The organism is Actinoplanes sandaracinus (assembly GCF_030009775.1).
Classification (GTDB): Bacteria; Actinomycetota; Actinomycetes; order Mycobacteriales; family Micromonosporaceae; genus Actinoplanes; species Actinoplanes sandaracinus.
Window position 1 is genome coordinate 207,053 of record NZ_JASCTH010000013.1, and the last position, 20,930, is coordinate 227,982.

A 20,930-nucleotide genomic window follows, 5' to 3' on the forward strand; every position below is an offset into this window, starting at 1 on the left:
GGGTAGGTACGCAAACATGCTCGTGGGAGATCTTTACGCCTTTCAAGACCTGCTGACCGATGAGGAGACCGCCACCGTCCGGCGGGTGCGCGAGTTCCTCTCCGCCGAGGTGACGCCGATCGCCAACGAATACTGGGCGCGGGCCGAGTTCCCGTCCCACCTGATCAAGCAGTTCGCCGGACTGGGACTGGCCGGGGTGGAGCGGTCCTCGCTGCTCGACGGCTGGCTGGCCCTGGAGATGGGGCACGCCGACGCGTCGATGGCCACGTTCTACGGGGTGCACGCCGGGCTGGCCATGGGCAGCATCCAGGAGTGCGGCTCACCCGAGCAGCGGGAGCGGTGGCTGCCGGCCATGGCGTCGTTCGACAAGATCGGTGCGTTCGCGCTGACCGAGCCGACCGGCGGCTCGGACGTGGCGGCCGGCCTGCGCACCACCGCGAAGCGCGAGGGCGACACCTGGGTGCTGAACGGCCGTAAGCGCTGGATCGGCAACGCCACCTTCGCCGACCTCATCGTGGTCTGGGCCCGGGACGAGGCCGACGACCAGGTCAAGGGCTTCGTGGTGCCGAAGGACACGCCCGGGTTCACGGCCACCAAGATCGAGCACAAGATCGCCCTGCGGATCGTGCAGAACGCCGACATCGAGCTGACCGGGGTGCGCGTGCCGGAGTCCGACCGGCTCCAGCTCGGCGACTCGTTCAAGGACACCGCCCGGGTGCTGCAACGGACCCGGGCCGGTGTTGCCTGGCAGGCGGTCGGCGTGATGACCGCGGCCTACGAGCTCGCCCTGGCCTATGCCGGGGAGCGCACGCAGTTCGGCCGCCCGATCGCCAAGTTCCAGCTCGTCCAGGACCTGCTGGTGCGGATGGTCGGCAACGTGACCGCCTCGATGGGGATGTGTGTGCGCCTGGCTCAGCTCCAGGACGCCGGGGTCTACCGGGACGAGCACTCGGCGCTGGCCAAGGCCTATTGCACGACCCGGATGCGGGAGGTGGTCGGCTGGGCCCGCGAGCTGCTGGCCGGCAACGGGATCGTGCTCGACTACGGCATCGGCCGGTTCGTGGCGGATGCCGAGGCGCTCTACTCCTACGAGGGCACGCGCGAGATCAACTCGCTGATCGTGGGCCGTGCGATCACCGGCCACGGGGCCTTCGTCTGAAGGGCCGCCGTGTGGGGAGTTCGGCCGCGCGAGGAAGCCCGGCCGGGGGAGAGGGAAGCGACCGGCTATACGAGGAAACGGCCGGCCCGGGAGGAACCCGGGCCGGCCGGTGACGACGTCAGAAGTAGTCCTTGTGGATGTCCGTCTGTGAAGCGGTGAACGACAGATTGCACGAGGTGAGCCCACCGGCCGGGGCGGGTGCGCTGGTCCACTCGAGATAGAAGTGGCCTCTGGTGACCTTCGGTTTGAGCTCGAACTCGACCGGCCCCTCGCCTTCGGGGAATTCCCGCCAGCCGGGTTCGCCGGCTTTGAAGGCGTTCTTCGGGTCGTCGGTGAAACCGATCCGGCCGCCCGACTTCGGCTGGAGGCATTCACGGCTGAGCTTGACCTTCACCGGCCCGGCACTGATGAACTGCTCCGGCCCGGTCGTCTTGCACGACGGCAGGCAGGAGAGCGCGGTGGCCGTCCATGAGTAGAGCATCCGGTCCACCGCCCGGTTGTTGTAGACATCCAGGTGATCGGTGCCGTCGGCGCCGACGTCCTGCTTCTGGTGCTGGTAATGGGCCACGTATTGGCCGGTGGCGGTGGCACGGACCGGGAAGCGGAACTTGCCGGAGCTGCTGGCGTTGGTCGACCCCAGGTAGACCTTCGGGTCCTTCTCGCCTTTACGGAACCAGAATTCGACCTTGCCGGCGTTGCCGGTGTCGCGACCGATGAAGCCGGCCCAGCCGCTGAGAACGACCGGCGAGCCCGGCGTCGTCTCGTTCGGCGACGCCGAGAACTCCATGTTCGTTGCGGGCTTCGGTGCGGGCGCCGCCCCGGCCGGGGTTGCGCCGGCCAGCGTGGCGACCATCGCGGTGCCGGTCGCCAGGGCGCCGGCCGCGCGCAAGCGGATACTGCCCACTTGTCCTCCCCGTGGGGTAGTTTCGGGATGTTTCAGCCCGAAAACTACCAGTACGGGATGCGGCTTTTGTCGGTTCTGCTGGGTTGACGGCGAGTCCGGCCGACATGAGCGGGCCAGAGATCGGCGGACTTGATGGCGAGCCCGCCCCGCGCGAGGCGGCCGGAGACCGGCGGAGTCGGTGGCGAGTGAGCGGCCGGACCAGTGGCCGGTGGGTTCAGCTCCCCGCCAGCCGCACCCCGCCGCCGCCACGCTTGGCCTGGTACATGTACGCGTCCGCGTCCCGCATCAGCCCCGCGAACTCGGTTCCGTGCTCGGGGAAGAGCGCCACCCCGATGCTCGCGCCGATCCGCACCGGCTCGCCCTCGATGTCGAACGGCTCCCGGAGCCGCTCGCAGATCCGCTCGCCGACCCCGATCGCGTCCTCGGCGTCCGGGTCGCAGGTGAGCAGCACCGAGAACTCGTCACCGCCGAGCCGGGCCACCAGGTCCGGCCGCCGCACCACGCCCTGGAGCCGTTTGGCGACGAGCTGGAGCAGCACGTCACCGGCGTGGTGCCCGACCGTGTCGTTGACCTGCTTGAACCCGTTGAGGTCGAGGAGCAGCAACGCCACCCGGGTGCCGGTCGCGGCGGCGATCTCCACGGCCACCTCGGCCCGGTCGAGCAGCTGCTTGCGGTTGGGCAGCCCGGTCAGCGAGTCGTGGAACGCCTGCCGGTGCAGTTCGTTCATGTGCACCTCGGCGGCCTGCCGCATCCGGGCGCTGTCCATGATCAGGGCGCCTTCGACGGCGAGCTGCTGGGCCAGGAGCCGGTCGCGTGCGCTCCAGTCCCGGGTGCCGGTGGAGTCGCCGCACATCACCATGCCGACCGGTCCCTGCCCGGACATCAGCGGCATCGCGATGAAAGAGCGCACCCCGATCGTCTGGACGAACCCGCCGGCCCGCGTCTTGGCGGTGCTGGCGTCGCCGACGAGCACCGGCTCGCCGGACTCGGCCACGGAGCGCCAGACCGGCGACTCGGAGGCGAGCCGCCCGAGCATGTTGGTGGAGAGAGCCTGGTGGATGTCGTCGGAGAACCCGACGCCGTGCACGTACCGGACCTTGCCCTCGCCGTCGATCAGGTGCATCGCGGCGTGCTCGGTCCGGAAGGCGGTCGCGAACTGCCGGGCCAGCAGCTCGGCGGCGGTCTCCATGTTGCCGGCCGTCATGCCCTGCTCGAACAGCTCCTGGATGGTGGCGCTGCTGTGGGCGACGAACTGCCGCTGCTTCTCGGCCGCCAGTCCCTGGAGCGTGGTGGCGAAGTGCAGGGCCATCGTCGAGATGGTGTCCAGCTGGAGCTCGGCCAGGTGAGAGCCGGTCAGCAGGAGCACGCCGACGGTCTGCCCGCCGATGCGCAGGCGGATCGCCATCTGCTCGCCGTTGACCACCGGCTTGCCGCCGGCCGGCGCCCGGAACACCTTGCCGGCCACCAGCTGGTCGCGCCGTCCGGGCTCGCCGAGCTGGGCGCTCGCCGTCATCATGCCGGTCTCGGAGTCCAGCTCGAAGACGGTGGCCGCGGTCAGCCCGGCGATGTCCCGCAGATGCGGCCCGGTCAGGTCGAGCACATGCTGCACCGACGGGGTGTCCTTGGTCATGAACCCCACCAGTTCAGCCAGCATCAGCCCCTGACGGTCCGGGGTCATTGTGTCCATGCCGGCCCCCTCGACCTCGGAACCGGCTGTGTGCATCTCGCTGCCCACGCTCATGGCCCTAGGGTCGGCATCGCGGGCTTGCGGTTGAGCCGTGGGCCCCGGACGGCGGGTCGCAATTGGGGTGCGCTCGGGTGCCGTTCGTCATCACCCGTCGGCGCCAGGTTGTTGATCTTCGACTTCGAGGGTCCGTTGACCGATAGCGACATCACTCTGCTGGACGGCCGGCGCCGCGAGCGGGGAGTGGGACAGCCTGGAACTCGGCCGTTCCCGCCTGGTCGCCGACCACGGCAGCGACATCAGCGACGGGCGGTACACGGAAGCCGGCCCGTGCGGTCGGCCCGGCCTCGGACCGGCCTCGGACCGGCCTCGGACCGGACCATCAGGCACGTGCGGCAAACCGGACACCGGGAGGAGGCGCGTGCGACGCTGGAACTGACCGCCGACCTCAACGCCTGCCGAAGCCGGAAACCGAAGCCGAAGCCGAGGTCAGATCGAAGGCGTGCTGCGGCTCGCGGTGACGCGCGGTTCCCGGCGGGCAGGCGCCACCGGTGGCCTGACCCGACCCGGTGGCATGGCCTGGGGCTGGTGGTCTGGTCCGGGCTGGGGGCTTGGGCTGGGCTGGGGGCTTGGGCTGGGCTGGTGGCTTGGGCTGGTGGCCTGCCCTGGTCCGGGCTGGTGGCTTGGGCTGGTGGCCTGCCCTGGCCCGGGCTGGTGGCCTCATCTGCGCTGGGCCTCGTTCGACCCGGTGGCCTTGTCCGTTTCGAAGTCCTGGCATGCGGCGATGAGGTCTGGCCCACGAGCCGTCACCTGCCATCAACCGGTTCGCGCGGAAGCGGCTGGTCCTGCCGCCGCGGGCCGCAGACGCCTTCAAAGACACCCCGCACGGCGTTTCGGTCGCGGTGGGTGCGGGCGGCGGTGCGTCGCAACCCCCCCATTTGTACGCCAAGAGCACCTCTCCCGCTCACCCCGGCCCGGTCCTCGCGTTCGCCATCGTCCTGGCTGAGGTTGCCGGCCCAGTGTCTGCGTCCGGATCGGGTGGCGGCTGCGCCGGGGTGACGGCGCGCTGCTGGGAGCGGGCCTGGCGGCTCACCGTGGCTCGCCGCAGCGAGCGGTCAGGGCGGCGGTGAGCCGTCGGGTGGGCGTGTTTCCCTTGGTGGTGAGCCGTCGATGAGGCGTGCTTCGTCCGGTGGTGAGCCGGCGGTAAGGCGTGCTTTGCCTCGTGTGGTGAGCCCTCGGTGAGGCGTGTTTCGCCTCGTGGAGGCGTCCGGTAGGCGTGCTTCGCCAGGTAGTGGGCCGTCGGTGAGGCGTGCTTCGCCGCGTCGCCGCTCCGCGGTCGGGACGATGGCCTGGGTCGCCGGCCCGGCCCGGTGGTCCGGAAGGCGTGGCCGTAGCCGTCTCGGGCACAACGGTCGACGGCGGCCTGAAAAGCCGCCGACATCACCGCCCTGCCCAAGAGTTCTGCGCTGGATCATCGCTCCTCACCATGGCCGTGACCGGCACCGATGGCGCGCCGCTGCGGTGCCGTGAACTCCCGGTTGCCCATCTGTTTCGGAATGATTGCGCTGGGAGCGCTCCCATGGAATGCTGTCCACATCGGCCAGCGATCCCCACCGATGTGTTGGTCGCCGTTCCCCGGTGCGCTCCCGCACCACCACCGTCTCTAGGAGTCCTGATGAGACCCACCCCCACCCGTGCGAGGGCATTGACGGCCGCCGCTGTGGTCGGTGTCGTCGCCGCCACCGGCGCCGTCGCCGTCGCGACCAGCGCGAGCGCTGCCGCCGGCTGTCGCGTGGACTACTCGGCGAACCAGTGGTCCAACGGCTTCACCGGCAACGTCACCGTCACCAACCTGGGCGACCCGATCTCCGGCGGCTGGAACCTCACCTGGTCGTGGGCCGGCAACCAGCAGATCACTCAGGGCTGGAGCGCGACGATCGCCCAGTCCGGGGCGAACGTCACGGCCACCAACCCGGGCTGGGCGTCGTCGCTGGGCACCAACGGCACCGCCAACTTCGGCTTCAACGCGAACTACTCGGGCACGAACGCCGCGCCCGCGTCGTTCTCGTTGAACGGCACGGTCTGCAACGGCTCGACCGGTTCGCCGTCCAGCTCACCGTCGACCTCGACGTCTCCGTCGACCTCCACGTCGCCGACCACCAAGGTCGACAACCCGTATGCCGGTGCGCGCGGTTACGTGAACCCGGAGTGGAAGGCCAAGGCCGAGTCGGTGACCGGCGGCAGCCGCGTCTCCAACAACCCGACCGCCGTCTGGATCGACCGGATCGCCGCGATCAACGGCACCTCCGGCAGCAGCTCGAACGGTTCGATGGGGGTGCGTGACCACCTGGACGCGGCTCTGGCGCAGGGCGCCGGCTACATCCAGTTCGTCATCTACAACCTGCCCGGCCGGGACTGCGCGGCGCTCGCCTCCAACGGTGAGCTCGGTGTGAACGAACTGCCGAAGTACAAGACCGACTACATCGACCCGATCGCCGCGATCCAGGCCGACGCGAAGTACAAGGCTCTGCGGATCATCAACATCGTCGAGATCGACTCGCTGCCGAACCTGGTGACGAACGTGGGCAGCCAGGCCGGCGCCACGGCGACCTGCGACACGATGAAGGCGAACGGCGGTTACGTCCAGGGCATCGGTTACGCCCTGAGCAAGCTCGGCGCGCTCGGCAACACCTACAACTACGTCGACGCCGCCCACCACGGCTGGATCGGCTGGGACTCGAACTTCGGCCCCACCGCCGACATCATGCTGGAGGCCGCCCGGGCGTCCGGCAACGTGAAGAACGTGCACGGCTTCATCACCAACACGGCCAACTACTCGGCCCTGCGTGAGCTGTTCGTGCAGCCCAGCACCTCGGTGAACGGCCAGAGCGTCCGGCAGTCGAAGTGGGTGGACTGGAACCAGTACACCGATGAGCTGACCTTCGCCCAGGCCTTCCGGACCAAGCTGGTCTCGATCGGCTTCGACTCCGGCATCGGCATGCTGATCGACACCTCCCGCAACGGCTGGGGCGGCGCGGCCCGGCCCACCGCGGCGAGCACCAGCACCAACGTCGACACCTTCGTCAACGAGTCCCGCATCGACCGCCGGATCCACGCCGGCAACTGGTGCAACCAGTCCGGCGCGGGCCTGGGCGAGCGTCCCACCGCGGCCCCGGCCTCCGGCATCGACGCCTACGTCTGGGTGAAGCCGCCGGGCGAGTCGGACGGCTCCAGCACCCTCATCGACAACGACGAGGGCAAGGGATTCGACCAGATGTGCGACCCGGCCTACGCCGGTAACGCCCGCAACGGCAACAGTATGTCGGGCGCCCTGCCGAACGCCCCGATCTCGGGCGCCTGGTTCCCGGCGCAGTTCGCCCAGCTCATGGCGAACGCCTACCCGGCGCTCTGATCGGTTCGTCAGGTCAGTGAACGACCGGCCGGTGCTCTCCAGCACCGGCCGGTCGGCTATTGCAATACAAGTGAATTGTGACCTACCGTGGCGGGGTGAAGAAGGTATGGGGACTCGCCCGGTTCGTGGTCGTCTACGAGCTGCGGCTCTGGGCCGCGCTGTTCCGCTGGATCCTCCGGCGTCCAGTCCCGGTCGAACCGGGGACGCTGCGTTTCGCGTACGCCGGCGCGGTCAAGATGATTTTGATCGCCTTCATCGCGGTCTCCGCCATCGAGATCCCGATCCTGGACCTGATGATTCCGTGGGAGCCGGTCCGGATCGTCGTGCTGGGAGCCGGGGTCTACGGCCTGATCTGGATGATCGGCCTGGCCGCCACCATGTGGGCGTACCCGCACCTGGTCGGTCCGTCCGGACTGCGCATCCGCAACAGCATCACCATGGACGTCGCGATCGACTGGAAGTCGGTCGCCTCGATCGCGGTGCACCGGCGCTCGATGCCGCCGGGCGGCCAGACCCAGTGGGAGGACGGCGTGCTCTCCCTCGGCATGGGCAGCCAGACGAGTGTCGACGTGCGCCTGACCGCCCCGCTGGTGCTTCCGGTCCGCAAGGCCAAGGGGCAGCCCGCGACCACCGTGCGGTTCCACGCCGACGACCCGGAGGGCCTGGTCGCGGCGGCCATGGCGTTCCTCGCGCCGGCGGACGTGACCGGTCAGCCCTTGGCGGCGAAGAACCGGTAGACCGCCCGGTACGGCACCGCTGTCGTCCCGCCGGCGCAGGATCCGGCCGGGGGCACCCCGCCGACCGTGTCCAGCCGCTGGATGTAGGTGACCTTGCCGAACACCCCGTCGCCGCGGGTGAGTCTCGCCTTGATCCGCAGCTGTTGGATGCTGTCCGGGTGCTCGGACGCGACCCGGACGACCCCTTCCGGGTCACCCTCCAGCAGTGAGCCGTCCTGGTCCGACTGCCAGCTCGGGCCGCGGAAGTGCAGGGCGCTCACCTTCTTCACCGGGTGCATGGTGACGCCGGACAACGAGGCGGCCGGTTCGAGCAGCGCCCAGGCGCCGCCGCGGCACTCGTAGATCTGGACGCCCCTGGCCTTGAGGACCGCGTACGGCACATGCCCGGCGGGCGGGTTCAGTTCGGCCGGCACCCGCGGGTCGAGGCCGGGGAAGCGGGCGGCCCCGGCGGGTGGCGGAACCGCGGCCGGCGGCCGGTCGGTCCCGGCGAACGAGACGCCGGTGGGCACGGCGACCGCGATGAGCGCGAGGGCGCCGAACGCGGCGGTGATCTTACTGTTCCGGGTGAATGACGCGTGCCGGTTGACGGGCATGCGCGCGACAGCGGGGCGCTGAGTCACGAAGTCCTCCCCTATGGACGGTGACGCGTTGCCTCACGCTAGTGGCCGCCGGACCGGGGAAGGCCTGTTGTGACCGGAAATCACCCGGAGGAAGTGCCGCTATCTGGACGAACCGGGCATCCGGTAGAAGCCGGTCGGCATCGCCTGCTCCTCGATCTGCGCCAGCCGAGCCCGCGAGCGCAGGCGGATGAGCAGCAGCACGCCGAGGAAGACGCAGATTCCGCCGACGATCAGGCCGGGTCCGAGCAGCGTGGTCTCATTGGCGACCAGGGCCGTCTCGGTCTCGTCGGAGGAGTCGGCGATCACCGCCCCGGTCCGCCTGCCCGCGTTTCCCGCCGGCGTGGTCTTCTCCGGCGTGGCCTTCCCGGACGGGGACGCCGACGGGGAGGCGGTGCGATCGCCGCGGACCGTGGTCGTCGCGCCCGCGGCGGTCAGCAATGTCTCCTCCGCGTCGAAGGCCCGCGCCTCGAACTGCACCTGGCCGCCCGTCGAGTCCTCGGCGGCGACCTGCCAGCGGCCGGTGACCGTACGGCCGCGGCACAGCGTGCCCGGGTCGAGGGCCCGGTCGACGATCGTGGTGGTGTTGCCCTCGGTGCTGGTGTCCACCGCGAACGGCCCGTCGTCCTCGACCCGGATGACCCGTAGCTGACCGGCGTCCGAGCCGGAGCGCACGAGCAGGACCCAGCGGACTTTGCGGCACTGCCGGTTCTCGGAGGTGGCCACGGCCGTCACGGTCGCCGCGGGCTGGCCCGCGGTGATGGTCCCGGGCGCGGTCACCCGCACACTGAACCCCGGCACGTCGGCCGCGGCCGGCGCCGTCCATGCCAGCGAGCTCAGTACGGTTCCCGCGACGACCACGCCGATGAGCGCGGTGATCCGGTGACGCATGACGATCCCCCTTCCCAGGGCTTACCCTCAGATTCGCCTGCACTACATAGTTCGCCCACGGACCGCGAATGGTTCAGCCGGTGGCCCGCGTCACTCACCGCCGGCGCCTTATTTTTTCTTCAGGTCGGCAACCTCTCGGCTGTCTGCGCAGCTCAGCGGCCCTGCGCGGAAAGTAGCCGTGCTGCTACGGAAAAAATTCCGGTGCTGTTCATCCGAACCCGGGCCAGGCACGTAATCCCGGGAGGACACGGACCGCGGCACGCAGGGGAAAGCTTCGCCACGGACCGGATCCAGCAGCAGCGCTTGAGCGCGGGGCGTCCCCCACGGACGCCAGCGTCCCACCGCCCATGGGATGTGACCGCACCAAGGAGAACGAGGAGTCCATGGCCCGCTCGAAGAACACCAAGGCGACCGCCCCCCGAGTGGCGGTCGACGTCGGATCCACCGGCACGCGCCCGGCGTCGGGGCCCGCGGTGGCCCTGCTCGTCCTGAGCATTCTGGCCGCCGTGTGGGCCGTGGCGATGATGACCGCTCCGGGTCGTCGCGCCTACTACTACTTCTTCGCCTACGTCGACTACTTCGTGGGCGTCGTCAGCCTGGTGTCGCTCTCCATCACGATCATGGTCGGTCTGGTCGCCACCGACCGGCTCGTGCTCAGCATCCGCCAGCGCGTGCTGCTCCAGTCCGCGCACCGCACCACCGGCGTGATCGCGGTCGGCGCCCTGTTCGTGCACGTCTGGACGAAGTTCACCAAGGACTTCATCGGGCTGATCGACATCTTCGTGCCGTTCCTGGTCGACGGGCCCAACGGCCTCTACGTCGGCCTCGGCACCATCTCCGGATGGATCATGGTGCTGGTCATGTGGTCCGGCATCGCCCGCGCCAAGTTCATCGGCCGTGGCCGGCCCTGGATGTGGCGGGGCATCCACGCGATCTCCTACCTGATGTGGCCGATCGCCCTGACGCACGGCCTCTCGGCCGGCCGTCCCGCGGACACCTGGGTCACCGTCAGCTACGTCGTCTGCGTGCTCGGCGTGCTCGTCGGTCTGGCCGTACGCCTCTCGGTCAGCCTGAACCGCCGCAAGGACTTCGCCTCGCCGGCCGGAGTCGGCGCCGTGAAGCCGCAGGAGACCGGCAAGCTGCTGCCCACCGCCGCCGCGCCGATCCGTCGCTCGTCGCGCCGGGCCGAGCCCGCGACCGATCTGCTCGCGCCGGCCGCCGGCCCGTCGGTTCCGGCCTGGAACGAGCCCGTCGCCGGCCCGTCGGTCCCGGCCTGGAACGAGCCCGTCGCCCGCCCGGTCAGCCCGGCCTGGAACGAGCCGCCCGCGCGTCCGGTCAGCCCGGCGCCCGCTCCCGTCGCCCGTCCGGTCAGCGCGGTGCCCGACCTGGTCGACGAGGACTACCCGCCTCGTCGCCGGCCCGAGCCGGAGGCGCCCGCGCCCCGGCAGCGGCGATCCGTCGAGGACGACGAGCGCTACGACTCCCAGACCCGGCTGTCGCGCCGGGACGTGGAGGAGGAGCTCTACGAGTACGACGACGAACCCGCGCCGCGCGCCCGTGGCGCCCGCTCGCAGGAGATCTACGACGAGGCCCCCCGTGGCCGTGGCCGCCGCTTCGACGACGACGACGAGCCGGCGCCGCGCCCCCGCCTCCGGGACGAGGTCGAGACCACCGGCGCCCGGATGCGCCGCGCCGAACTGGAGTCGACCAGCACCCGGATGCGCCGTGACGATCTGGAGTCGACCAGCGTCCGGATGCGCCGCGACGACCCGGCGGCCACCGGCACCCGGATGCGCCGCGACGAGATCGAGTCGACCAGCGCCCGGATGCGGCGTTACGAGGAGGAGGAGCCCGCTCCCCGCGCACCGCGCCGCGAGCCGGACTACCCCGAGTACGACGACCGCCCGCGCGGCCGCCGCCGCGCCGAGGAGGACTACGAGGAGGTCCCCCGCCCCCGGGCCGCCCGGTACGCCGACGAGCCCGCCCCGCGCCCGGCCCGTGGCGCCCGTTACGAGGAGGAGCCGCCCCGCCGCCCCAGCCGCAGCGAGTTCGTCGACTTCGCGGACGACCCCGCCTACCCGGTGGACGACACTCCCACTCTGGTCGACACCGGTTCCCGCCGGGCCCGTCGCGGCGAATCCGGCCGCGGTGGCCGGCGCGGCCCCGACGACGGCGACGACGGTTATTTCTCCCAGCTACGCGGTGACATGAGGGAATCGAATTGAGCACGGCACAGGTCCCCCCGGTCACGGCCATCGGGACCCCGCGGATCACCGCCGGGTTCGACGAGTACGGCCGTCTCGACCTCCTGGCCCACCAGGAGGTGCACGGCGGGTTCGCGGCTCTCTCCTCGGGCGAGCTGATCGGCCTCGCCGACCGTATCGAGCTGCGTGGACGCGGCGGCGCGGGCTTCCCGTTCGCCCGCAAGGTGCGTGCCGTGGTCGACTCCTGCCGCCGGCAGGATCTGCCGCCGGTGATCGTGGTCAACGCCACCGAGGGCGAGCCGCCCTCGTGGAAGGACAAGTCGATCCTGACCCGCGGCCCGCACCTGATCCTGGACGGCGCGGCTCTGGCCGCCGCCGCCCTGGACGCCGAGGAGATCGTCATCGGTGTCGCCGACGACGGCGTCGGCCAGGAGTCCCTGGCCGCGGCGCTGGCCGAGCGGAAGATGCCCTGCCCGACCCGGATCGTCGTGGTGCCGCACCGGTTCATCTCCGGTGAGGGCGGCGCGCTGGTCCGCGGGATCAACGGCGAGGCGCACATCCCGCCCGGCCGCAAGGTGCGATCCAGCGACAACGGCGTGATGGGCCTGCCCACCCTGCTGTCCAACGCGGAGACGTACTCGCAGTTGGCGATCGCGGCCCGGCTCGGCCCGTGGGAGTACAACTCGGTCGGCATTCCCGAGGAGCCCGGCACGGTCATGCTCACCGTCGGCGGCTCCGCGTCGGCGCCGGCCGTGGTGGAGGCGCCCACCGGCACCCCGCTCATGGAGGTGCTGGAGATGTGCGGCGCCGACATGGGCCCGGGTCTGCTGGTCGGCGGGTACCACGGCAAGTGGGTGAGCGCCGAACAGGCCAAGACGATCAACATCTCCCGTAAGGGGTTCGCCAAGGTCGGCGGCACCCTCGGCGCCGGGATGCTGATCCCGATCGGCTCCAAGACCTGCCCGGTCGGCGAGGTCGCCCAGGTCGTGCAGTACCTGGCCGGCGAGTCGGCCGGCCAGTGCGGCCCGTGCCGGATGGGCCTGCCCGACCTGGCCCGTGCCGTCACCCTGGTGTCGCTCGGCGGCAACGCGGTCGAGCAGGTGCGGCAGGCGGCCGGCATGGTGAAGGGCCGCGGCGCGTGCAGCCACCCGGACGGTACCTCCCGCTTCGCCCTCTCCGCCCTGGAGGTCTTCCGCGACGACGTGCTGGCGCACGCCAACGGGGAGGGCTGCGGCAAGCCGGTGCGGGGCATCCTGCCGCTGCCGTACACGGCCGAGAAGGGCGCTCGGAAGCTGGCCCTGGACTGGTCACGCTGCGACGGTCACGGGCTCTGCTCGGCGGTCGCCCCGGAGATCATCCGGCTGGACCACAACGGCTACCCGGCGTTCCCGCAGACGCCGCTGCCGCCGTGGCTGGAGAACGGCGCCCGCAAGGCGGTCAACGTGTGCCCGGCGCTCGCGCTGCGGCTCACCGAGCCGACGACGGCCGGCTAGTGCGGCCGGGCCGTGCGTCACGCGTACCCCTGCTGGTGTCCCTGACGCTGGCCGCCGGGCTCGCGGTGAGCGGTTGTGCCGCCGAACCGGTCGCGTCGTCCCCGCCGGCTCCTCCGGCCGGGCCGGCGGCCGCGCCCTCGGGCGCGGCCCCGTCCGCCGTCGCCCCGGTGGCCGTCTCGAAGAACCTCGGCTTCAGCGGGACGACGGTGGCGGGGCAGAAGTTCGACGCCGCGAGTCTGGCCGGCAAGCCGGCCATCCTCTGGTTCTGGGCGCCCTGGTGCGCGACCTGCGCCAGCGAGGCGCAGTCACTCGCCGACATTCACCAGGAGTACGGCCAGAAGCTCGGCATCCTCGGCGTCGCCGGGCTCGGCAGCACCGCGGACATGAAGGACTTCGTGTCCGATTTCGAGCTTGGCGCGCTGCCGCACCTGAACGACTCGGGCGGCAAGGTGTGGAAGCGGTTCGGGATCGCGCAGCAGAGTTGGTACGTGATGCTCGACAGCCGGGGGGAGATCGTCTTCCGTGGCTACCTGGACGACCTCCAGCTGACCGAGAAGGTTCAGGCGCTCACGGCGTGACCGGCTGGCTCGTCCAGCGACCTTAACCGTTCCGTCTGCCCGCGCGGCTCAGATCGTGCTGCCGGGCGTCGTCTGCCAGGCCGGCTTCTCGGCCGGCATCACGATCCAGAGCACCGGGTAGATCAGGATCTGGCTGCCCGGGACGACGAACAGGACCAGGACGAACAGCAGCCGGGCGATCCAGGGGTCGAGACCGAAGCGGCGGGCGAGGCCAGCGCACACGCCGGCGATCATCCGGCCGTCCTGCGGGCGGACCAGGCCCTGGCGGGCGAGCGAGTCGTGCACGGCGTTCATGAGAAGATCCCTGCCTTCACTGGTGGTGAATCGATGACTCCATGGTGTGCGCCCGGGCGGCGGTCCGGCATCGGGCATGGCCCGGATCCCGGTATCGGGGATCTCCATGAGGCCGCCGCCTATCCCTACGAAGACCCGGCCCTATACAGTGCGAGCGGCATGACGGAAGGGGCGCGCTGCGGGGGGAACGGGCATGGTCGATGACGCTCTGCCGGGCGAGCGGACACAACCGCTGCGCCCGCGTGACCCGCTGACCCTCGGCGACTACAAGCTGGTCGGCCGGCTCGGCGAGGGCGGGATGGGCACCGTCTATCTGGCCCGGACCGCGGGCGGGGTGCTGGTCGCGGTCAAGATGGTGCGCGCCGACCTGGCGCACGACGACGAGTTCCGCCGCCGCTTCCGCAGCGAGGTGAACCGGGCCCGGCAGGTGCCGCCGTTCTGCACCGCCGAAGTGATCGACGCCGACCCCGACCACGAGCACCCCTACCTGGTCGTCGAGTATGTCGACGGGCCCACCCTGGCCGAGGTGGTCGAGGAGCGCGGGCCGCTGACCAGCGCCAACCTGCACGGGGTGGCGATCGGGGTGGCCACCGCGCTGACCGCCATCCACGGCGCCGGGGTGATCCACCGTGACCTCAAGCCGCGCAACGTGCTGCTGGCGCCGGGCAGCCCCAAGGTGATCGACTTCGGGATCGCCCGGGCGATGGAGGCGACCAGCGCGAACACCCGCACCGACCAGATGGTCGGCACGGTGGCCTACATGGCGCCGGAACGGTTCAGCTCCGAGCCGGACACCCCGATCACGCCGGCCGCCGACGTGTTCGCCTGGGCCAGCGTGGTCGCCTACGCCGGCACCGGACACACCCCGTTCTACGCCGACTCACCGCCGGCCATGGCCGCCCGCATCCTCACCCAGCCGCCCCGCCTCGACGGTCTCACCGGGCCGCTGCGTGACCTGGTGGGGCACGCTCTGGAGAAGGACCCGGCCAACCGGCCCAGCTCTCGCGAGCTGCTCGACCTGCTGATCTCCGGCAAGGAGCGGCCGGCGGCGACGGCCGCGGCGTTCGCCGACCAGCCGGCCCTGCGCGCGGCGGCGGTCGAGGCTCAGGCGGTGACAGGGCTCGCGAGCACACCCCCGGCGGAGGCCGCCGCCGAGAACGTGCCGACCCTCGACATCCCACCGGGCATGGTGGGGTACGACGAGAACTCGATCATCACGGTGCCGATCTCGGCGGCGCCGGAACCCACGCTGACCGGCCCGCAGTCGCGGGAGCCCGGCCGCCGCTGGGCGCTGCCCGTCCTGGTGGCTTTCCTGATCATCGCGGTGGTGGCCGGCGCCGTCATGCTGGCGTTGTCACAGGCGCACCGGGGCGACGCCGAGGCGGGGACCGGCCCGCAGGATGTGCCCTTCCCGTCGACCGCGCCCTGGATCAGCGACCCGCTGCTGCAGGAGGCCTACTGGAAGGCGAAGGCGCAGCCCGGCGAGGGGGAGTGTCTCTTCGCCGCCGGGCGGGGGCTGGTCGCGCGACGGGACAGGTCGGGCACCTACAAGTGCAAGGGGCCTCTCGACGAGTTCCCCGGCGACGTGCGGGTCGAGGCCACGGTGCGCCTGAGCACGCCGGCCAGTTGCGCGACCTTCTGGTTCCGCAACGACGGCAGTCTCGGTTACCAGGTCCGCGTCTGCGAGAGCAACGTCTACTTCGGCGTGCACCGGTCCAACGAGGTCAGCGTTAACCGCACCATGCCGCTGTCGGGGACGCCGATCGCCCTGGACAGCCCGACCCGGATCACGCTGGTGGTCCGGGGGAACGTGCTGCAGGTGCTGCGGGACGGCGTCCAGGTGGGTGCGAGCCCGCTGGAGGACAAGGAGATCGTCGACGGCCGGGTGGTGCTGGGCGTCTACAACGAGCGCGAGGCCCCGGTGAACGGCCCCTACGAGGTCGCCTTCACCGATGTGAAGATCTGGAAGCTGTGAGGAGGAGGGCCCGGGCCCTCCTCCTCACCGGCTCCTGATCAGTCGCGGGTCAGTCCGGCCCGGCGTAGCGCGTCCGCCATGGCGCTGTTACCGAAGCTGTTGCCGCCACCGCTGCTGCCGCTCTGGCCACCCCGCTGGCCGCCGCCCTGCCGGGGCTGCCGCTGGCCGCCACCCTGACGCTGCTGGCCGCCGCCCTGCCGGCCCTGGCCACCCTGACCACCCTGACCGGCTTGCGCACCCTGGCCGCCGGGGCGCTGACCCTGCCCGCGATCGTCGCGGGGGCGGCCTCCGCCCTTGTTCGGCTCGTCGGACAGGCGCATGGTCAGCGAGATCCGCTTACGGACCGGGTCGACCTCCAGCACGCGGACCTTCACCACATCGCCGGACTTGACCACCTCGCGCGGGTCCTGCACGAACTTGTCGGAGAGTGCCGAGACGTGCACGAGACCGTCCTGGTGCACGCCGATGTCGACGAACGCGCCGAACGCGGCCACGTTCGTCACCTGGCCCTCCAGGACCATGCCCGGCGAGAGGTCCGCGATCTTCTCGACGCCCTCGGCGAAGGCCGCCGTGGTGAACGCCGGCCGCGGGTCGCGGCCTGGCTTCTCCAGCTCCTTGAGGATGTCGGTGACGGTCGGCAGGCCGACCGTGTCGGTCACGAACTTCTCCGGCCGGATCGCCCGCAGGATCGGGCTGTTGCCGATCAGCGTCTTGATGTCGGCGCCGGCGTCCGCCGCGATCGTCCGGACCACCGGGTACGTCTCCGGGTGCACGCTGGAGAAGTCGAGCGGGTCGTCACCGTCGCGGATCCGCAGGAAGCCCGCGCACTGCTCGAACGCCTTCGGGCCGAGCCGGGCCACCTTCTTGATCTGCTGACGGTTCCGGAACGGCCCGTTCTGGTCACGGTGCAGCACGATGTTCTCGGCCAGGCCGGCGGTGATCCCGGAGACCCGGGTCAGCAGCGGCGCGGACGCGGTGTTGACGTCCACCCCGACGCCGTTCACACAGTCCTCGACCACCGCGTCGAGCGAGCGGGCCAGCTTCACCTCGGACAGGTCGTGCTGGTACTGCCCGACCCCGATCGACTTAGGGTCGATCTTCACCAGCTCGGCGAGCGGGTCCTGCAGGCGGCGGGCGATGGAGACCGCGCCGCGCAGCGACACGTCCATGCCGGGCAGTTCCTGGGAGGCGTACGCCGAGGCCGAGTAGACCGACGCGCCCGCCTCGGAGACGACCACCTTGGTGAGTTTCGCGTCCGGGTGCCGCTTGATCAGCTCGGCGGCCAGCTTGTCGGTCTCCCGGGAGGCGGTGCCGTTGCCGATCGCGATCAGCTCGACGTTGTGCTTCGAGGCGAGCGCGGCGAGGCGGTGGATCGACTCGTCCCACTTGTTCTGCGGCACGTGCGGGTAGATCGTGTCGGTCGCCACCACCTTGCCGGTGGCGTCCACGACGGCGACCTTCACACCGGTACGGAAACCCGGGTCCAGGCCCATCGTGGTGCGGGTGCCGGCCGGGGCCGCCAGGAGCAGGTCGCGCAGGTTGGCGGCGAACACGCGGACCGCCTCGTCCTCGGCCGCCTCGCGCAGCCGGACCCGCAGGTCGGCGCCGAGGTGGATGAGGATGCGGGTGCGCCAGGCCCAGCGGACCGTGTCGATCAGCCACTTGTCCCCGGGACGGCCGTGGTCGCTGATGCCGTTGCGGCCGGCGATGCGCCCCTCGAAGTAGCCCTCGTCCTCCTCCGGGTGCGGCTCCATGGTGAGGTCGAGGACGTCCTCCTTCTCGCCGCGCAGCATCGCCAGGATGCGGTGCGAGGGGAGTTTGGGGTACGGCTCGGCGAAGTCGAAGTAGTCGGAGAACTTGGCGCCGTCGGTCTGCTTGCCGTCGCGCACCTTGGCGACCAGCCGGCCCCGCGTCCACATCTGCTCACGCAGGTCACCGATCAGGTCGGCGTCCTCGGCGAACCGCTCGATCAGGATGGCCCGGGCCCCGTCCAGCGCGGCCTGCGGGTCGGCGACGCCCTTGTCGGGGTCCACGAACGCCGCTGCCGCCGCCAACGGGGCGACGGACGGGTCGTTCAGCAGGCCGTCGGCGAGCGGCTCCAGACCGGCCTCACGGGCGATCATCGCCTTGGTGCGCCGCTTCGGCTTGAACGGCAGATAGATGTCCTCCAGGCGGGCCTTCGTGTCGGCCGCGAGGATCTGCTGCTCCAGGGCGTCGTCGAGCTTGCCCTGGGAGCGGATCGACTCCAGCACCGCGGCCCGCCGGTCCTCCAGCTCCCGCAGGTAGCCCAGGCGCTCCTCCAGCGTGCGCAGCTGGGCGTCGTCGAGGGTGCCGGTCACCTCCTTGCGGTAGCGGGCGATGAACGGCACCGTGGCCCCGCCGTCGAGCAGCTCGACCGCGGCGGTGACCTGACCTTCCCGTACCCCGAGTTCCGAGGCGATGCGCTGATGGATAGCTGTCGTCACGCCGACGATTGTTACCGAGGCCGCCACACCTTGTCGCGCCGCCCCGCACGGCCGGGTGCCGAACCACCACCCACCGGACGCCGTCGGCCGGTTCGGCTGACACCCGGGCCGTCATGTGGTACGCGGCCGGGCGTACCGGGCACCGCTCGCGAGGCATGCCCGGATCCGCCCTGAACCGTCCGGCGGTGGCCGTCCGTACTCCGATGTCGCGAATGTCACGTCCGGCCCGCGCGCCGTCCGGCGGGATCCGGATCGCCGGCCGGGTCGGCAGCGGCGTCCGCCCCAGGCGTGCCGGGCGGGCGTTTCTGCCGCCGTCGAGGCCCTTGACCAGCGCAGACATCCGCCGGGCGGTCGGCGCGGACGGTGCCCGCCGGACCCTGATACCGCACCCCCGGAAAGACACTTGGTAGGAGGTACTAGAGACAACGGAATTGGCCTTTGGCACTCTTGTCACATGACGCTTGCTGTCCGGGCGGTCGCCGCCACTGATCAGGGCCTTGTCCGGTCCAACAACGAAGACGCGGTCTTCGTCGGTAATCGACTCTTCGTGGTGGCGGATGGCATGGGTGGGCTCCCGGCCGGGGAACTGGCGAGCGACATTCTGGTGCAGAGCCTGAGTGTCGTCGACACCGCGCCGGACAACGGCGAACCCCTTCAGGATCTGATCAACGCGCTGCAGACCGCCAACCAGCGGATCGAGGCGGCCGTCGCCGACGACGACGCCCGCGACGGCATGGGTACGACGGTGACCGCGCTGCTGCTCTCCGGCGACCGGCTGGCCGCCCTCAACGTCGGCGACTCCCGCTGCTACCTGCTCCGCGACGGCGAGTTCCAGCAGGTCACCCGCGATGACACCTACGTGCAGGCGCTGGTCGACCAGGGCGTGCTCACGCCCGAGGACGCCCGGCGGCACCCGCAGCGGGCGCTGGTCACCCAGGCCGTGCAGGGCGGCCCGTTCCGCCCGGCCGGCCGGATGATCCCGGCCCGCGTCGGTGACCGTTTCCTGCTGTGCAGCGACGGCCTGTCCGATTATGTGGAGGACGCGATGATCGCGCACACGCTGCGCGAGGTCGCCGACCGCAAGACGTGCGCCGCCGAACTGGTCAACCGCACTCTGGAGAACGGCGCGCCCGACAACGTGACCGTCATCATCGCCGACGTCGTCGAAGCCTGACGGCAACGATGAGCCGGGGCCGCCACCTGGTGATCGCCGGGGTGGCGGCCGCCCTGCTGATCGCCGGGGCGGTGGCGGCCCTGTCCACCCGCGGCACCGGCGACCCGGCCGACGCCGGCCCGCCGCTGCGGCTGCGGGCCACCGCCGAGCAGTGGCGGCAGGACGAGGTCGCCCGCCTGCTCGGCGTGGCGCTCTACAACGACGGGGACTCGCCGGTCTGGGTCTCCCGGGTGGAGCCCGATCTGCCGTCCTTCGAGGGTGAGGCCCCGGTCGACACGCCCGCCCTCCTCCCGGCGAACGGGCTGCGGGTGGATGTGACCGTGCCGTACGGCACCGGATCGTGCCAGCCGGCCGCCGCGCCGTCCTCGGTGACGGTCGTGGCGCGTGCGGAAGGGCGGACCGGGTGGCAGCGGGTGCGACTCGCCCTGCCGCACCCCAGCGAGCTCCTGAACCGCCTCCTCGCCGACGACTGCGCCACCGAGACGGTGCGAAACAGCGTCGTCCTGCGTTTCGGCGACTGGGAGGACCTGGGGGCCGACGGCGTCCGCGGCAGTCTCGTCGTCGAGCGGACCGCGGCGGCCACCGGCGCCGTGCGGCTCCACTCCCTCGACGGCAACGTGATGTATCGCCTCACCTTCGCCCCGGCCACACCGCTGGCCGAGGTGACCGCTGCCGGCCCGACCGCCACCGTGCCGTTCGTGGCCGGTCCGCTGCGCTGCGATCTGCACGCCTTCGCCGAGGTGAAGAAGCCCTTCGAGTTTCCGGTCAGAGTCTCGCTGGACGGGGGCCGGCAGCTTCACACGACCGTGCCGGTCGACGACGACGACCGGAAGGCCCTCGACACCATGCTCCGCCGCAACTGCGGCGTCCCACCCGCCGGCTCATGACCCCGCCCCCGGGGGCGTCATGGAGGGCGATGCCGTTGCCGCTCTCGATCAATCTTGTTCGTCGAGGCGGGTGAGCAGGGTTGTCGGGGCGAGGGTGCGGAAAGCGTCCTCGCACAGCTCGGCGATCTCGGACCAGTCGGGATCGCGGTCGAGGCGGACGCCGACCCAGCCGCGATGACCCACATAGGGTGGCCGGAAGAAACGGGCCGGGTCGGCGGCGATCAGCTCCTCCTGCGTGCCGGGCGGGGCGGCGCACCACAGGTGAGGGAACTCGTGGTCGTGGTGGCCGTCGGGCCAGAGCATGACGAACTGCTTCTTGCCGCGGACGAAGAAGGCGGGCGAGCCGTGGCTGAGCCGCTCGGTCGCCTCGGGCAGGCGCAGGCAGATCTCGCGGATCCGCTCGGTCGTCGTCGTCGCGTCCATGCCCCGCATTCTGCGCTCCGGGTGTGACATATT

At 71.2% G+C, this 20,930-nt stretch carries 16 protein-coding genes; 9 read left to right on the plus strand and 7 right to left on the minus strand.

Annotated elements, in window-relative coordinates; all coding sequences use genetic code 11:
• Window positions 1-16: 16 nt before the first annotated feature.
• The gene (locus QLQ12_RS21160; RefSeq protein ID WP_282761959.1) at window positions 17-1,159 is read left to right on the plus strand and encodes an acyl-CoA dehydrogenase family protein; all 1,143 of its coding nucleotides are present in this window, start codon (window positions 17-19) and stop codon (window positions 1,157-1,159) included.
• A gap of 118 nt (window positions 1,160-1,277) precedes the next feature.
• On the opposite strand, the gene QLQ12_RS21165 is transcribed toward QLQ12_RS21160, so the two are convergent.
• Window positions 1,278-2,063, minus strand: coding sequence for a hypothetical protein (locus tag QLQ12_RS21165; protein WP_282761960.1), 786 nt, complete (start codon window positions 2,061-2,063; stop codon window positions 1,278-1,280).
• Between the two features lie 214 nt (window positions 2,064-2,277).
• Entirely contained in the window at window positions 2,278-3,750 is a 1,473-nt protein-coding gene (locus tag QLQ12_RS21170; RefSeq protein ID WP_282761961.1) for a sensor domain-containing diguanylate cyclase, read from the minus strand.
• A gap of 1,672 nt (window positions 3,751-5,422) precedes the next feature.
• On the opposite strand from QLQ12_RS21170, the gene QLQ12_RS21175 reads away from it, so the two are divergent.
• Entirely contained in the window at window positions 5,423-7,159 is a 1,737-nt protein-coding gene (locus QLQ12_RS21175; RefSeq protein ID WP_282761962.1) for a glycoside hydrolase family 6 protein, read from the plus strand.
• A gap of 95 nt (window positions 7,160-7,254) precedes the next feature.
• Complete coding sequence (locus QLQ12_RS21180; protein WP_282761963.1) at window positions 7,255-7,896, plus strand: hypothetical protein; 642 nt, start codon at window positions 7,255-7,257, stop codon at window positions 7,894-7,896.
• Here the strand turns inward: QLQ12_RS21180 and QLQ12_RS21185 are convergent.
• Together QLQ12_RS21185 and QLQ12_RS21190 are read right to left on the minus strand one after the other, a co-directional pair.
• Window positions 7,869-8,516, minus strand: a complete 648-nt coding sequence (locus QLQ12_RS21185; protein WP_282761964.1) for a DUF3455 domain-containing protein — start codon at window positions 8,514-8,516, stop codon at window positions 7,869-7,871. The genes QLQ12_RS21180 and QLQ12_RS21185 overlap by 28 nt on opposite strands.
• Window positions 8,517-8,615: 99 nt before the next feature.
• Complete coding sequence (locus QLQ12_RS21190) at window positions 8,616-9,404, minus strand: hypothetical protein (protein ID WP_282761965.1); 789 nt, start codon at window positions 9,402-9,404, stop codon at window positions 8,616-8,618.
• A gap of 347 nt (window positions 9,405-9,751) precedes the next feature.
• Here QLQ12_RS21190 and QLQ12_RS21195 point away from each other — a divergent pair, with 347 nt between their 5' ends.
• The 3 genes from QLQ12_RS21195 to QLQ12_RS21205 are packed head-to-tail and all read left to right on the plus strand — an operon-like array spanning window position 9,752 to window position 13,679.
• Window positions 9,752-11,629: a translation initiation factor III gene (locus QLQ12_RS21195; protein ID WP_282761966.1), complete on the plus strand. Its 1,878-nt coding sequence runs from the start codon at window positions 9,752-9,754 to the stop codon at window positions 11,627-11,629.
• Complete coding sequence (locus QLQ12_RS21200; RefSeq protein ID WP_282761967.1) at window positions 11,626-13,101, plus strand: NADH-quinone oxidoreductase subunit NuoF family protein; 1,476 nt, start codon at window positions 11,626-11,628, stop codon at window positions 13,099-13,101. Before QLQ12_RS21195 ends, QLQ12_RS21200 begins: the two co-directional genes overlap by 4 nt.
• A 35-nt stretch (window positions 13,102-13,136) precedes the next feature.
• Window positions 13,137-13,679, plus strand: a complete 543-nt coding sequence (locus QLQ12_RS21205) for a TlpA family protein disulfide reductase (protein WP_282761968.1) — start codon at window positions 13,137-13,139, stop codon at window positions 13,677-13,679.
• Between the two features lie 48 nt (window positions 13,680-13,727).
• On the opposite strand, the gene QLQ12_RS21210 is transcribed toward QLQ12_RS21205, so the two are convergent.
• Window positions 13,728-13,973 carry a PspC domain-containing protein gene (locus QLQ12_RS21210; protein ID WP_282761969.1) on the minus strand — a complete coding sequence of 82 codons (246 nt, stop codon included), beginning with the start codon at window positions 13,971-13,973 and terminating at the stop codon, window positions 13,728-13,730.
• Window positions 13,974-14,166: 193 nt separating this feature from the next.
• On the opposite strand from QLQ12_RS21210, the gene QLQ12_RS21215 reads away from it, so the two are divergent.
• Complete coding sequence (locus QLQ12_RS21215; RefSeq protein ID WP_282761970.1) at window positions 14,167-15,948, plus strand: serine/threonine protein kinase; 1,782 nt, start codon at window positions 14,167-14,169, stop codon at window positions 15,946-15,948.
• Between the two features lie 38 nt (window positions 15,949-15,986).
• On the opposite strand, the gene QLQ12_RS21220 is transcribed toward QLQ12_RS21215, so the two are convergent.
• The gene (locus QLQ12_RS21220; protein ID WP_282761971.1) at window positions 15,987-18,413 is read right to left on the minus strand and encodes a Tex family protein; all 2,427 of its coding nucleotides are present in this window, start codon (window positions 18,411-18,413) and stop codon (window positions 15,987-15,989) included.
• Between the two features lie 454 nt (window positions 18,414-18,867).
• On the opposite strand from QLQ12_RS21220, the gene QLQ12_RS21225 reads away from it, so the two are divergent.
• Window positions 18,868-19,587 carry a PP2C family protein-serine/threonine phosphatase gene (locus QLQ12_RS21225; RefSeq protein WP_282761972.1) on the plus strand — a complete coding sequence of 240 codons (720 nt, stop codon included), beginning with the start codon at window positions 18,868-18,870 and terminating at the stop codon, window positions 19,585-19,587.
• 8 nt (window positions 19,588-19,595) lie between these two features.
• The gene (locus QLQ12_RS21230) at window positions 19,596-20,474 is read left to right on the plus strand and encodes a hypothetical protein (RefSeq protein WP_282761973.1); all 879 of its coding nucleotides are present in this window, start codon (window positions 19,596-19,598) and stop codon (window positions 20,472-20,474) included.
• Between the two features lie 48 nt (window positions 20,475-20,522).
• Here the strand turns inward: QLQ12_RS21230 and QLQ12_RS21235 are convergent, their stop codons facing one another.
• The gene (locus QLQ12_RS21235) at window positions 20,523-20,897 is read right to left on the minus strand and encodes an MmcQ/YjbR family DNA-binding protein (protein WP_282761975.1); all 375 of its coding nucleotides are present in this window, start codon (window positions 20,895-20,897) and stop codon (window positions 20,523-20,525) included.
• Window positions 20,898-20,930: the final 33 nt, after the last annotated feature.

Bases quoted from the DNA above. Each gene is read 5' to 3' on its own strand.
- QLQ12_RS21160 (WP_282761959.1), top strand. From the start codon at position 17: ATGCTCGTGGGAGATCTTTACGCCTTTCAAGACCTGCTGACCGATGAG.
- QLQ12_RS21170 (WP_282761961.1), bottom strand. From the start codon at position 3,750: ATGGACACAATGACCCCGGACCGTCAGGGGCTGATGCTGGCTGAACTG.
- QLQ12_RS21175 (WP_282761962.1), top strand. From the start codon at position 5,423: ATGAGACCCACCCCCACCCGTGCGAGGGCATTGACGGCCGCCGCTGTG.
- QLQ12_RS21190 (WP_282761965.1), bottom strand. From the start codon at position 9,404: ATGCGTCACCGGATCACCGCGCTCATCGGCGTGGTCGTCGCGGGAACC.
- QLQ12_RS21195 (WP_282761966.1), top strand. From the start codon at position 9,752: ATGGGATGTGACCGCACCAAGGAGAACGAGGAGTCCATGGCCCGCTCG.
- QLQ12_RS21210 (WP_282761969.1), bottom strand. From the start codon at position 13,973: ATGAACGCCGTGCACGACTCGCTCGCCCGCCAGGGCCTGGTCCGCCCG.
- QLQ12_RS21215 (WP_282761970.1), top strand. From the start codon at position 14,167: ATGGTCGATGACGCTCTGCCGGGCGAGCGGACACAACCGCTGCGCCCG.
- QLQ12_RS21225 (WP_282761972.1), top strand. From the start codon at position 18,868: ATGACGCTTGCTGTCCGGGCGGTCGCCGCCACTGATCAGGGCCTTGTC.
- QLQ12_RS21230 (WP_282761973.1), top strand. From the start codon at position 19,596: ATGAGCCGGGGCCGCCACCTGGTGATCGCCGGGGTGGCGGCCGCCCTG.
- QLQ12_RS21235 (WP_282761975.1), bottom strand. From the start codon at position 20,897: ATGGACGCGACGACGACGACCGAGCGGATCCGCGAGATCTGCCTGCGC.